General features: G+C 69.2%; 13 protein-coding genes. 9 read left to right on the forward strand and 4 right to left on the reverse strand.

Features of this window, described 5'->3' with window-relative positions; genetic code table 11:
* Window positions 1–110 precede the first annotated feature (110 nt).
* From PK98_RS16650 to PK98_RS03175, 9 genes are all read left to right on the forward strand, one after another.
* Window positions 111–605 (forward strand): hypothetical protein, encoded by a 495-nt coding sequence (locus PK98_RS16650; protein WP_052207963.1) that lies wholly within the window; start codon window positions 111–113, stop codon window positions 603–605.
* A gap of 60 nt (window positions 606–665) precedes the next feature.
* Window positions 666–2,483 (forward strand): translation elongation factor 4, encoded by a 1,818-nt coding sequence (gene lepA, locus PK98_RS03140; protein WP_039094224.1) that lies wholly within the window; start codon window positions 666–668, stop codon window positions 2,481–2,483.
* Between the two features lie 59 nt (window positions 2,484–2,542).
* Window positions 2,543–3,352 (forward strand): outer membrane protein assembly factor BamD, encoded by an 810-nt coding sequence (locus PK98_RS03145; RefSeq protein WP_039094226.1) that lies wholly within the window; start codon window positions 2,543–2,545, stop codon window positions 3,350–3,352.
* Window positions 3,353–3,420: 68 nt separating this feature from the next.
* On the forward strand, window positions 3,421–5,100 hold the full coding sequence (recN, locus tag PK98_RS03150) for a DNA repair protein RecN (protein WP_039094228.1): 1,680 nt from the start codon (window positions 3,421–3,423) through the stop codon (window positions 5,098–5,100).
* 2 nt (window positions 5,101–5,102) lie between these two features.
* Entirely contained in the window at window positions 5,103–5,753 is a 651-nt protein-coding gene (locus PK98_RS03155; RefSeq protein ID WP_235425381.1) for a hypothetical protein, read from the forward strand.
* Window positions 5,754–5,825: 72 nt separating this feature from the next.
* Complete coding sequence (locus PK98_RS03160) at window positions 5,826–6,236, forward strand: hypothetical protein (protein ID WP_152608519.1); 411 nt, start codon at window positions 5,826–5,828, stop codon at window positions 6,234–6,236.
* Window positions 6,233–6,559, forward strand: a complete 327-nt coding sequence (locus PK98_RS03165; RefSeq protein ID WP_039094232.1) for a hypothetical protein — start codon at window positions 6,233–6,235, stop codon at window positions 6,557–6,559. The genes PK98_RS03160 and PK98_RS03165 overlap by 4 nt, the downstream gene beginning before the upstream one ends.
* Entirely contained in the window at window positions 6,556–8,655 is a 2,100-nt protein-coding gene (gene ligA / locus PK98_RS03170) for an NAD-dependent DNA ligase LigA (RefSeq protein WP_039094234.1), read from the forward strand. The genes PK98_RS03165 and ligA overlap by 4 nt, the downstream gene beginning before the upstream one ends.
* A gap of 12 nt (window positions 8,656–8,667) precedes the next feature.
* Window positions 8,668–9,090: a hypothetical protein gene (locus PK98_RS03175; protein ID WP_039094236.1), complete on the forward strand. Its 423-nt coding sequence runs from the start codon at window positions 8,668–8,670 to the stop codon at window positions 9,088–9,090.
* A 46-nt stretch (window positions 9,091–9,136) separates the two neighbouring features.
* Here PK98_RS03175 and PK98_RS03180 read toward each other — a convergent pair whose 3' ends face one another.
* The 4 genes from PK98_RS03180 to PK98_RS03195 are packed head-to-tail and all read right to left on the reverse strand — an operon-like array spanning window position 9,137 to window position 12,333.
* Window positions 9,137–9,835, reverse strand: a complete 699-nt coding sequence (locus tag PK98_RS03180; protein WP_235425382.1) for a DUF2459 domain-containing protein — start codon at window positions 9,833–9,835, stop codon at window positions 9,137–9,139.
* Window positions 9,805–10,722 carry a 50S ribosomal protein L11 methyltransferase gene (locus PK98_RS03185; RefSeq protein WP_039094238.1) on the reverse strand — a complete coding sequence of 306 codons (918 nt, stop codon included), beginning with the start codon at window positions 10,720–10,722 and terminating at the stop codon, window positions 9,805–9,807. The genes PK98_RS03180 and PK98_RS03185 overlap by 31 nt, the downstream gene beginning before the upstream one ends.
* Window positions 10,719–11,627 carry a subclass B3 metallo-beta-lactamase gene (gene bla / locus PK98_RS03190; protein ID WP_039094242.1) on the reverse strand — a complete coding sequence of 303 codons (909 nt, stop codon included), beginning with the start codon at window positions 11,625–11,627 and terminating at the stop codon, window positions 10,719–10,721. Before bla ends, PK98_RS03185 begins: the two co-directional genes overlap by 4 nt.
* The gene (locus PK98_RS03195) at window positions 11,617–12,333 is read right to left on the reverse strand and encodes an SDR family NAD(P)-dependent oxidoreductase (RefSeq protein WP_039094244.1); all 717 of its coding nucleotides are present in this window, start codon (window positions 12,331–12,333) and stop codon (window positions 11,617–11,619) included. Before PK98_RS03195 ends, bla begins: the two co-directional genes overlap by 11 nt.
* Between the last annotated feature and the right edge of the window lie 84 nt (window positions 12,334–12,417).

Consider the following 12,417-nt stretch of genomic DNA (forward strand, 5'->3'; position numbering starts at 1 on the left):
CCAGTTGGCGAGCGTCGACAGGCCGTTGCCTGCGCAGGGGCGACCGCGGGTGAATAGCAAACCCCCAAACCATTTTCCTACACGCCCACCACGCAGCTACCCCGCCGCGCATGAGCAACCGTCGCACCACCGCACGCCGCCGCAAGCCCATGCAGCGCTACCTGCGCCTCCCCGCCTTCCTCCCCGTGCCGTTGCGCGCCCGCCGCGACGGCTGGACTCCGGCCCGCCAGGCCCGCTTCATCGGCCTCCTCGCGCAGACCGGTTGCGTCCGCAAGGCCGCGCACATGATCGGCCTCAGCCGTGAAAGCGCTTACCGCCTGCGCCGTCACCCGGCGGCCGGCTCCTTCATCGCCGCCTGGACCACGGCGCTGTCCGGCCGCACACAGCCCCGCTGGAAGTTCACACGTGACGAGCGCCTGCCACTGGCCATCACCGGCACGGTGCAACCCCGCATGTGGCGCGGCATCTTCAAGGGCGTGCAGCGCAAGTCCAGCGATACCGCGCTTCTCGCCGCCATCGCCGATCTCGACCGGGCCACCGCGCACGCCACCACCAACCCGCTGGCCGACCGGCAGGTGCGCGCACTTTTCGGCCGTTTGCTGTAAACATCGCCGGCCAGCGCCGAACCACTCCCCAAGCGGCGCGCCCGCTGCTATCGGCGCGCAATGACCGAGCTTTCCCGCATCCGCAACTTTTCCATCATCGCGCATATCGATCACGGCAAGTCCACCCTGGCGGACCGGCTGATCCAGTTCACCGGCGGCCTGACCGATCGCGAGATGAGCGAGCAGGTGCTGGACAACATGGATATCGAGAAGGAGCGCGGGATCACCATCAAGGCGCAGACCGTGCGCCTCAGCTACACCGCCAAGGATGGCGAGACCTATGCGCTGAACCTGATGGACACGCCCGGACATGTCGACTTCGCCTACGAGGTCAGCCGGTCGCTGGCCGCGTGCGAGGGCGCGCTGCTGGTGGTGGATGCGGCGCAGGGGGTCGAGGCGCAGACGCTGGCCAACGTCTACCAGTCGATCGAACACGATCACGAGATCGTGTCCGTCATCAACAAGATCGACCTGCCCGCGGCCGAGCCCGAGAAGGTGCGGGCCGAGATCGAGGACATCATCGGCCTGGATGCCAGCGACGCTGTGCTGGCCAGCGCCAAGTCGGGCATCGGGATCGAGGACGTGCTGGAAGCCGTCGTCAGGAAGATTCCCGCGCCGTCCGGCGACCGCACCGCGCCGCTGAAGGCCATGCTGGTGGACAGCTGGTACGACCCCTATCTGGGCGTCGTGATTCTGGTGCGCGTGATCGACGGCTCGATCCGCAAGGGCCTGCACGTCAAGTTCATGCAGGGCGGTACCGAGCATCTGGTGGACCGCGTCGGCTGCTTCACGCCCAAGCGCGAGGAACTGCCGGAGATCGGCACGGGCGAGATCGGCTTCATCACTGCGCAGATCAAGGAGGTGGAGCAGGCCCGCGTCGGCGACACCATCACCACCGTGAAGAACGGCGCCAAGGAGGCGCTCGCCGGCTACAAGGAAGTGCAGCCGGTGGTGTTCTGCGGCCTGTTCCCGGTCGATGCCGCCGATTTCGAGAAGCTGCGCGAGAGCATCGGCAAGCTGCGGCTGAACGATGCCTCCTTCTCCTACGAGATGGAGACCAGCGCGGCACTCGGCTTCGGCTTCCGCTGCGGCTTCCTGGGCCTGCTGCACCTGGAGATCATCCAGGAACGGCTCAGCCGCGAATACGATCTGGACCTGATCACCACCGCGCCGAGCGTCGTCTATCGCATCCAGCTGCGCGCAAGCCGGACGGAGGACGCCGCCGAGATCCTGCTGCACAATCCGGCCGACTATCCCGATCCCAGCCGGATCGAGACGATCGAGGAACCGTGGATCAAGGCCACGATCTACACGCCGGACGAATATCTCGGCTCCATCCTGAAGCTGTGCCAGGACCGGCGCGGCATCCAGACCGAACTGACCTATGTCGGCGGACGGGCGCAGGTCAGCTACGAACTGCCGCTCAACGAGGTGGTGTTCGACTTCTACGACCGGCTGAAGAGCATCAGCCGCGGCTATGCCAGCTTCGATTACGAACAGATCGGCCTGCGCGAAGGCGACCTGGTGAAGATGAGCATTTTGGTGAACAACGAACCGGTCGATGCGCTCAGCCTGATCGTCCACCGCGCGGTGGCGGAAGAACGCGGGCGCGGCATGTGCGAGCGGCTGAAGGACCTGATCCCGCGTCACCTGTTCAAGATCCCGATCCAGGCGGCCATCGGCGGCAAGGTCATCGCGCGCGAGACCATCGCCGCCCTGCGCAAGGACGTGACCGCCAAGTGCTATGGCGGCGACATCAGCCGCAAGAAGAAGCTGCTGGAAAAGCAGAAGAAGGGCAAGGCGCGGATGCGCGAATACGGCAACGTCTCGATCCCGCAGGAGGCGTTCATCGCCGCATTGCGGATGGGCGAGGAATGACCGGCCGGGGCCGCGTCACTTCACTTGGCGTTCACGCGGCGCGCGGCTATAGCGCAGCCATGAACCTGCGCCGTCTGCCCCTCGCCGCCATTCTCCTTCCCGCGATCGTCCTGTCCGGCTGTGGCGGCGGCCGCGATGGCGGCAGCGGCGTGGACACCGCCTATGTCGCGCGCGACGTGGAATCGCTCTACACCGCGGCGAAGGACCGGCTGGACCGGGGCGACACGCTGCGCGCCGCCGCCCTGTTCGACGAGGTGGAGCGTCAGCACCCCTATTCGCCATGGGCACGCCGGGCGCAGCTGATGAGCGCGTTCACCTATTACCTGCAGCGCGACTACAACAAGGCGATCCAGTCGGCGCAGCGCTTCCTGTCGATCCATCCGGGCAACAAGGACGCGCCCTACGCCTATTACCTGATCGCGATGTCCTATTACGAGCAGATCAGCGACGTCGACCGCGACCAGCGGATCACCGAGCAGGCGCTGACCGCGCTGACCGAAGTGCAGCGCCGCTATCCGGCCAGCGAATATGCCGCCGATGCCCGGCTGAAGGTCGATCTGGTCAACGATCACCTGGCGGGCAAGGACATGGAGATCGGCCGCTATTACCAGCGCGCCGGCAACTGGCTGTCGGCGCAGGTGCGGTTCCAGAACGTGGTCGAGAACTACCAGACCACCAGCCATGCGGCGGAAGCCCTGTATCGCCTGACCGAGACCAGCCTGGCGCTGGGCATCCCGGCCGAGGCGCAGAAGTACTCCGCCGTGCTGGGCGCGAACTATCCCGGCAGCGAGTGGTACGAGAAGGCCTTCGCCCTGATGGAGAAGCATGCGCCGGATGCCGGTGCGCAGCTGGCTGCTGTCGGCGGCTGATTGCTGCTGCGGTTGCGCGCATCGCAGGTGACGCGCAACCTTTGATGCACTAGAACGGTTGGTGAACGATGCTCACCTCCCTTGCCATCCGCAATGTCGTCCTGATCGAGGCGCTGGACCTGGCTTTCGGGCCGGGCCTCGGCGTGCTGACAGGCGAGACAGGGGCGGGCAAGTCGATCCTGCTGGATGCGCTGGGCTTGGTGCTGGGCAACCGGGCCGAGACAATCCTGGTTCGCGCCGGCACCGATCAGGCCAACGTCACCGCGACCTTCGAATTCGGCAACCTGCCGCCGCTGATCGCCGATGCACTGGCCGAGGCCGAGGTCGAGGCAGAACGGGGCGAGCCGCTGATCCTGCGCCGCCGCGTGCGCGCCGATGGCGGATCGAAGGCCTTCATCAACGACCAGCCCGTCGGCGCCGCGCTGCTGCGGCAGATCGCGCCGGCGCTGGTAGAGTTGCACGGGCAGCATGACGACCGCGGCCTGGTCAACCCGCGGGGTCACCGCGCCTTGCTGGACCGCTACGCCGGGGGCGAGGTCGCCGGGGTGGAGCAGGCCTGGGCCGCCTGGCGCGATGCCGAGACCCGCCTGGCCACCGCACGTGCCGCGGTCGAGGCCGCGCGGGCCGAGCAGGACCTGCTGCTGGCGCATCTGGCCGAACTGACCACCGCCGAACCCGAGGTGGGCGAGGAGCAGCTGCTGGCCCTGCGCCGGGCGGACATGCAGCGGGGCGAACGGCTGGCGGGCGACCTGGATGCACTGCGCCAGGTGTGGGACGGATCGGATTCCGCGCTCGCCCAGATCCGCATCGCCGCCCGCCGGCTGGACCGGATCGCCGGCGAGCATCCCCTGCTGAACGAGACGCTCGCGGCCCTGGACCGTGCGGTGATCGAGGCGGGCGAGGCCGAGGACAAGCTGAACGAGGCGGCCGAAGCGCTGGCCTTCGATCCCAACGAGCTGGACCGGGTGGAAACCCGCCTGTTCGACCTGCGCGCGCTGGCCCGCAAGCATGGCTGCGAGCCCGACGACCTGCCCGCACGAATGCAGCAGATGCGCGTGACGCTGGATGCGATCGAGGCTGGCGATGCCGAGATTGCCGGCCTGGTGACGGAGGCCGGTCGCACCGGTACGATGTACCGCAAGGCGGCCGAAGCGCTGCATGCCACCCGGCTGGAGGCGGCGGTCCGGCTGGACAAGGCCGTCGCGGCGGAACTGGCGCCATTGCGGCTGGACGCCGCGCGCTTCCGCACGGCGGTGACCGCGCTGCCGCAGGACCGCTGGGGCCCGCAGGGCATGGATGCGGTCGAGTTCCTGATCGCCACCAATCCCGGTGCGCCGTTCGCGCCGCTGAACAAGATCGCCAGTGGCGGCGAACTGTCCCGCTTCATCCTGGCGCTGAAGGTGGCGCTGGCCGAACAGGGCGGCGCGGCGACGATCATCTTCGACGAGATCGACCGCGGCGTGGGCGGCGCGGTCGCCAGCGCGATCGGCGAGCGGCTGGCCCGGTTGGCAGGCCCGGTGGGTGGCGGCGGCGGACAGTTGCTGGCGGTGACGCACAGCCCGCAGGTCGCCGCGCGGGGCGGCACGCATTACCTGATCGCCAAGTCCAGCGAGGGCACCGTGACCCGCACCTCCGTCACCCTGCTTGACGAAGCGGGCCGGCAGGAGGAGATCGCCCGGATGCTGTCCGGCGCGGAGATCACCAGCGAAGCCCGCGCGCAGGCAGAGCGTCTGCTGGAAAGGGTCTGATCGTGAGTGTGGAAGTGGTCGCCGGCGATTACCGGGCTGACGGATACCAGCATCTGCGGGCACTGGTATCGGCGGAGGTAGCGCAAGGGCTGCTCGCCCGCATGCGGACCGACTTCCACCGGCAGGGCGTCGATCTTGCCCGGCTGCGCCAGCAGGGACCGCTGCTGGCCTCCCCCGCGATCGAACTCTACGGGCACCACTATGCCCCGTTCGCGACCTTTCACTGGGGGCTGACCTCCATCGTGGAAGGGCTGGTCGGCGCATCGCTGCTGCCCAGCTACTGCTATTTCCGGGTCTATCGGCAGGGCGACATCTGTCGGGTGCATGGCGACCGGCCATCGTGCCAGCACAGCCTGTCGCTAACGCTGGCCTATGCGGACGACCTCGCATGGCCGCTGGAGGTTGCGAGCGAGGCGATTGCCGCGCCTTACGAGCGGGCCGATGCCGCCTTCCGGGCGGAGGAGCGGGCAGCGTCGGTGGCGATGGCGGCGGGCGATGCGGTGCTTTACCAGGGGGTGCATCACCATCACGGGCGCACCACGCCCAATCCGAACCGCTGGTCCGCGCATCTCTTCCTGCACTGGGTCGATCGTGATGGACCGTTTGCCGACAATGCGTTTGACGGCAACACGCCGCCCAAAGTGGATTTCTGACCGGCCATGCCAATCCCGAAGCTCTGTATGGTCCCGCTGCTTGCCATGGCCGTCCCGGCCTGCGCGCCGCCATTGCATGATGTGTCCGCGCCGGCGCTGGCGCAGGACCGCGCCGCACCCGGAGCCGCGCTGCTGGAACATGCCCTGGCCGGCTTCTTCGATGGGCCCGGCGCAACCCCCGACCCGCCGACCGTCTGTGTCGAACTGTCGCCCGACGCCCTGCCGGCCGAGCAGGAGGCGGCCCTGATGGCCCGCTTCCCGCGCCTTGCGCCGCGCGACCGGTGCGAGCAGGCGCCGGGCCTGATGGACCGGATCACCGGGGAGCGCGCCGTGCTGCTGCAGGCCTATGGCTTTGCATGCAGCGATGCCCAGACCTGCACCGGCTGGACCAACGCGCCCGGTCGCCCGGCTACGCGCTGGACCATGCGTTGGGTGGACGGGGCATGGACCTTTGCCGGCGACCGGCGGATCATCGCACAATGATCAAGCATCGCCCTGCGTTGCAGGTGCCTCATGCGAACGCCTCGCTGGCGTTCTATCTGCTCAGCACCGGGTGGCTGGTGGCGGCGCCGTTGCTGGCGCTGGTGCCGCTGGTGATGATGATCGCGCTGCCGCTCGTGGAGGCCACCGCGCTCCTGTGGGTCGGCCTGTGCGCGTATGCGATCGTGCTGGCCGTGCTGCTTGCCAGGGGGCGGCGATCGCGGACCTTGTTCGTGTTGACCTGCATCGCCGATGTGCTGGCGGCAGTGCCGATCACCTTCTGCGTGCTGTTCTTCGGCTGGGTGATTGTTACGGGCGGGGCATGACGCAGGATCCGACCGAAGCCGATGCCGCCAACGAACTGATGCGGCTGGCGCGCACCATCGCCCGCCACAATCGCCTGTACCACGCGCAGGACGCGCCCGAGATCAGCGATGCCGAATATGACGCGCTGGTCCGCCGCAATGCGGAGCTGGAAGCCGCCTTTCCGCATCTCGTCCGCCCGGATTCGCCAAGTCGCGCCGTCGGGCACGAGGTTGCCGCCTCGCCGCTGTCGAAGGTCACCCATGCACAACGCATGATGAGCCTGGACAATGCCTTCAGCGACGAGGAGGTAGCGGAGTTCGTCGCCCGCATCCGCCGGTTTCTCAGCCTTCCCGCGGAGGAGCCGCTGGCGTTCACCGCCGAGGACAAGATCGACGGGCTGTCCTGCTCCTTACGGTACGAAGGGGGCCGGCTGGCCCTGGCCGCGACCCGCGGCGATGGCAGCGTGGGCGAGAACGTGACTGCCAATGTCGCTTACATTCCCGACATCCCGCAGCATCTGCCCGCAGGCGCGCCCGACCTGTTCGAGGTGCGCGGCGAGGTTTACATGGAAAAACAGGCGTTTGCTGCGCTGAACGCCGGCCTGATGGAAGGCGCGCGCGCCAGCGGTGGCGAGGGGTTCGACGAGACGGCGGTGCGTCAGTTCGCCACGCCGCGCAACGCTGCGGCCGGATCGCTGCGGCAGAAGGACCCGGCGATCACCGCGCAGCGAGCCTTGCGGTTTCTGGCCCATGGCTGGGGTGCCGTCGGCGGCTTGCCGGCCGAGAGCCAGTTCGGGGTGATGCAGGCCATGCGCGGGTGGGGCTTCCCGGTCTCGCCCGATCTGGTGCGTCTGGACAGCATGGAGGCGCTGCTCGACCATTATCGCGGCATCGGCGAGCGGCGGGCAGGGCTGCCCTATGACATCGACGGCGTGGTGTACAAGGTGGACAGCCTGGCGCTGCAGCAGCGGCTGGGCTTCGTCGCGAAGGCGCCGCGCTGGGCGCTGGCGCACAAGTTTCCGGCCGAACGGGCCGAGACCGTGCTGCAGGCGATCGACATCCAGGTCGGCCGCACGGGCAAGCTGACGCCGGTCGGGCGGCTGGTGCCGGTGCTGGTCGGCGGTGTCACCGTCACCAACGTGACCCTGCACAACCGCGACGAGATCGCCCGGCTGGGGGTGCGCCCGGGTGACCGGGTGGTGATCCAGCGCGCCGGCGACGTGATCCCGCAGGTGGTGGAGAACCTCACCCGCGAGGAGCCGCGCGATCCGTACCTGTTCCCCGACCATTGCCCCGTCTGCGGCAGCGAGGCCGTGGCGGCCGAGGGCGAGGTCGACGTGCGCTGCACCGGCGGGCTGGTCTGCCGTGCGCAGGCGTTCGAGCGGCTGCGCCATTTCGCCAGCCGCGCGGCGCTCGACATCGAGGGTCTGGGCGAGAAGACCATTGCCGAGTTCCTGGACCTTGGCTGGCTGGCCCACGGCCCGGCCGACATCTTCCGCCTGCACCGCCACCGCGGCGATCTGGTCGGCCGCGAAGGCTGGCAGGACAAGTCTGTGGATAATCTGTTGGCAAACATCGAGGGGCACCGGCAGCCCGATGCCGCACGCCTGCTGTTCGGCCTGGGGATCCGCCATGTCGGCGCTGTCACTGCGCGCGACCTGCTGAAGCATTTCGTCACCCTGCCGGCCTTGCGCAGCGCGGCCGAGGCGGCCCGGGCCGGCGACACCGATGCCGCAGCGGAGATGCTGGCGATCGACGGCGTGGGCCCGGTGGTGGTGGAGGCCCTGGGCGATTTCTTCCACGAACCGCACAACTGCGAACTGTGGGACGACCTGCTGGGCGAGGTCAGCCCGCCGCCGTTCGCGGTGGAAACCCGCGACAGCGCGGTGGCCGGCAAGATCGTCGTGTTCACCGGCAAGCTGGAGACGATGAGCCGTGACGAGGCGAAGGCACAGGCCGAACGGCTGGGTGCCCGCGCCGCCGGCTCCGTCAGTCCCAAGACCGACCTGATCGTTGCCGGCCCGGGTGCCGGATCCAAGCTGAAGAAGGCGGCGGAACTCGGCATCGAGGTGATCGACGAGGCCGCCTGGGCGACCATCGTGGCTGCTGCCGGGTAGGGTGCGGATGCGATGATGGATGCAATCCCGGCGATGCGCGCCGCGAAGGTGCTCAGGATCTACTGCCCCGTCGATCGCGGGACGATGGAGCTGATTTCGGCAGGTCGGTTTGCCGAGATCGAGCAGCAGTCCGCCTTCTCCAGGATCATGGCGATCATCAGGGATGATAACGCGCTGGGTGATTTCGGCATGTACAAGGCCGTCGTCGAGCTGTCCTGCGGGTGGGAACTGTTCACGCCCGACAGCATGGCCAACCCCACCATGGGGGAGGCAGGATCGCCCACCGCATCACACACTGCGATCCTGACCGTGTACATCCCGGCCGACGCATCGCTCGCCCGTGTGTCGGAAGCCGTGGCGGCCATCGTGGCGGCCCATCCATGGGAGATCCCCGTGATCGAGATGGGCGACACGTCCCTGCTCGTCCGCGTCTGATACCTGCTGTCCGATCTTGGTCGTGCTGGCTTGTGGCTGAGCTGGTTCAGGAGTTTCCGTCCGGCGTCTCCGGCACCCACTTCATCACGCCGCCCGCCGCCGGCGTCCACCAGCCGATCCGCACGCCCGCGGCCGCCAGCATGTCGCTGGTCCACTGGTTGCAGGTATTGCGCACCGTGTAGCGGCCCGGCGCATCATAGAACACGTCCTGCGCACCATAGCCGGGATAGTGCCGCGCTTCCGGTGGCGGCAGGCTCCGGCCGATCGCTGCCACCAGGCGGCGATATTCCTCCGGCCGCAGCACCAGCGGGCGCAGCTGCGCAGAGGGGGCAGGGCGGACATAGTGCGCCACGTGCAGCAGCCCGTCACCGCCCAGCCCGGCGATGCGGGCGACGGTACCGGGCCGCAGATCCCACCAAGTTGGCGTGTTGAGGAACACCTCCCGCTCCCCCCAGCTGATCGCCAGATGCGTGTAGGGCCGTCCGGCGGCGGCGACATGCTGCACCGGGAACACGCGTCGCCAGTCGACCTGCTCGCTCACCAGTGGCAGCACCAGCGCGGTGTGGACGCCGTTGGTCTCCACCATGATGGTCACGCCATGCGCGGGCGCCTGCCACCCCGCATTGCGCGGAATGGAGCTGCCGATCCCCGCCATGAGGGCAAACAGCGCCACCGTGGCAGCTACCGCGAGCGCGGCCAGCCGGGTCCGGCGGATCAGGCGGGTTGCCAGCGGCGTCGCAGCCACAGGATCGACCAATCGCCATTCACGATCCGCGCGGCCAGCCGGAAGCCTGCCGTGCGATAGGCCGCGCGCACCGCTGCCTCCTGCGTCTGCAGCAGGCCGGCCAGGACCAGATTGCCACGCGGCGCGGCCAGTTCGGCGAAGTCGCCTGCCAGCTCGATCAGCGGCCCCGCCAGGATGTTGGCCATGATCAGGTCGTACGGCGCGCGCGCATGGGTCAGCGGGTGATCGGTGCCCGGCGCCACCACCATCGCCAGCGCGCCGGGGCCGGGCCCTTGCGCAATGCCGTTCAGCCGGCAGTTCTCCGCCACCACGCTGTCGCACACGGCGTCGATGTCGCTCGCCGTCGCGCAGTTGCGGGGCCACAGCGCCAGCGCGGCAAAGGCCAGCAGGCCCGTGCCGGTGCCGATATCGACGCTGTCGCGCACGGTGACGCCGCGCTGCTTCATGGCGTCGAGCATGGCGAGGCATCCGGCGGTGGTCGCATGCTGCCCCGTGCCGAAGGCCTGCGCCGCGGGGATCGTGAAGTCGAACACCTCCGGCGAGGGGTCGGCCGGGAAGTCGGGCGTATGGACATGGAAGCGGCCGGCGCGGATCGGGGTGACGCTGCGCTGCGTCTCCGTCACCCAGTCGGTATCGGGAAGCTTCTCCGCCCGGATCTCCGGAGCATCATGGCCGAACAGCTGCGCCAGCAGCTTGCGGTCGGCAGCCAGTGGCTTGCGCGGCAGGTAGGCTTCCAGCTGCCAGTCGTGCGGCCGATCTTCCGCCACCTCGCTGCCGGTCAGCACCATGTCGCTGTCCCAGTCGCCGGTCTCTTCCATCCGCTCATGCGTCACCAGCGCCTGCCGCACGGCATCACGCGGCGCATGGGCGAGCAATTTCCAGCTCATGGTTCGGTCCCCGCCGCCTCGCGGGCCAGCCGCTCGTCCAGCGCGCGGCGCTTGGTGTCGGCATAGGCGCGGCACTGACCTTCGCCCGCCAGCGCGCCGGCCTGCAGCCGCTGGTCCATGCTGCTGGCCATCGGGTGCGGCGTCAGCAGCAGGTCGCAGGGCAGGGCGGCCAGCCGGTCAAGCCCGGCGCGCATCTCCTCGACCAGGGCAGGCGCGGCCGTGAAGCGATAGCCGTCCGCACTGATCGGGGTCAGGCTGTCGGCATAGACGATCGTGCGGCACACCTCGCCTTCGCAAGCCTGCCACTGCCAGCTGAGCGCGCCCAGCGTGTGGCCCGGCTGCGCGATCGGTGTCAGCGCCAGGTCGCCCAGCCGCACCGGCACGCCGGGCGTGACCGTGCCGTCCACCCGCGCCGCCGGGAACGTCTCGGCAATCGCGAACTGCGGATCCGCCGGATCGGCCTTGCCGCTCGCCAGCACCGGCGCAGCCTCGGCCGAGGACAGCAGGCGGGCGCCCGTCAGCCGCTGCAGCTCCGCCGTGCCGCCGACATGGTCGTGATGCTCGTGGCTCGCCAGCAGCAGCTTGACGTCGGACAGGGCGAAGCCGAGCGCCTCCACATTGGCGGCGATCAGTGCGGCGCCGGCCTCCGTGCCGCCGTCGATCAGCACATGGCCATCCTCGCCCGTCACCAGCAGCGCGGTGATGCCGCAGGTGCCGACATACCAGGTGTTGCCATGCACCCGGAAGGGTGGGCCCGGGCGGTCCCATGGATCCTCGTCCGTGCAGCGCGCGGCCCAGGCCTCGCCCCGGTCGGCCCGCTGCCCTGCGACAGGTTCCTGCGCCACCCCGGAACTGGCGCACCCCGCCAGCAGCAGTGCGGCCAGCGTGGCTATCCTAGCGGACATAGCTTGCTCCATTGGCGTCGATGGTGGTGCCGGTCATGCTGGCCGGGGCATCCAGCGCGCAGAAGGTGGCGATGGCGGCGATCTCCTGTGGCTCGGCCACGCGGCCCAGCGGGATGTCGGCCAGCAGGCCGGGCCCGCCGCGGCTTGCCAGGTAGTCGCCGGCCATGGCCGTGTCGGTGAAGCCGGGCGCGACCGCGAAGGACAGGATACCCTCCGCCGCATAGGCGCGGGCAATGGTCTTGTGCAGCGCCAGCATCCCGCCCTTGGCAGCCGCATAGTGCCAGTGCGCCGGGCTGTCGCCACGATGGCCGGCGCGGCTGGCGACATGGACAATGCGACCGCCTGTCCTGCCCTCCTGCCAGTGGCGCACGGCGAAGCGGCTGAGCTGTGCTGCTGCGGTCAGGTTGATGCGCAGCGTGTCCTCCCACCCGTCCAGCCAGGCGATGTCGCTGCCGTCCAGCGGATTGGCGGTGAACAGGCCGGCATTGTTCACCAGCGCATCGATCCGTCCGCCGGCCCGCTCCATCGCCTCGTGCCACAGCAGGTCGGGCGCGCCGGGCTCGCAGAAATCGGCCGCGATTGTATCGGCATCCGCGGCGCGGGTCGCCTGCCCGATGACCCGGGCGCCGCGATCGCGCAGTTGCATGGCGATGGCGGCGCCGATGCCGCGACTGGATCCGGTGACGAGGATGGTAGGCGTCTGCATATGGGCCGGCGCCTTACGCGATCTCGCGGTTACGGCCAAGCGACAGCCTTGCCCTGCCGGGCGGTTCCGCTAAGGGAGGCGGAA

It is taken from the genome of Croceibacterium mercuriale (assembly GCF_000802385.1).
GTDB lineage: Bacteria > Pseudomonadota > Alphaproteobacteria > Sphingomonadales > Sphingomonadaceae > Croceibacterium > Croceibacterium mercuriale.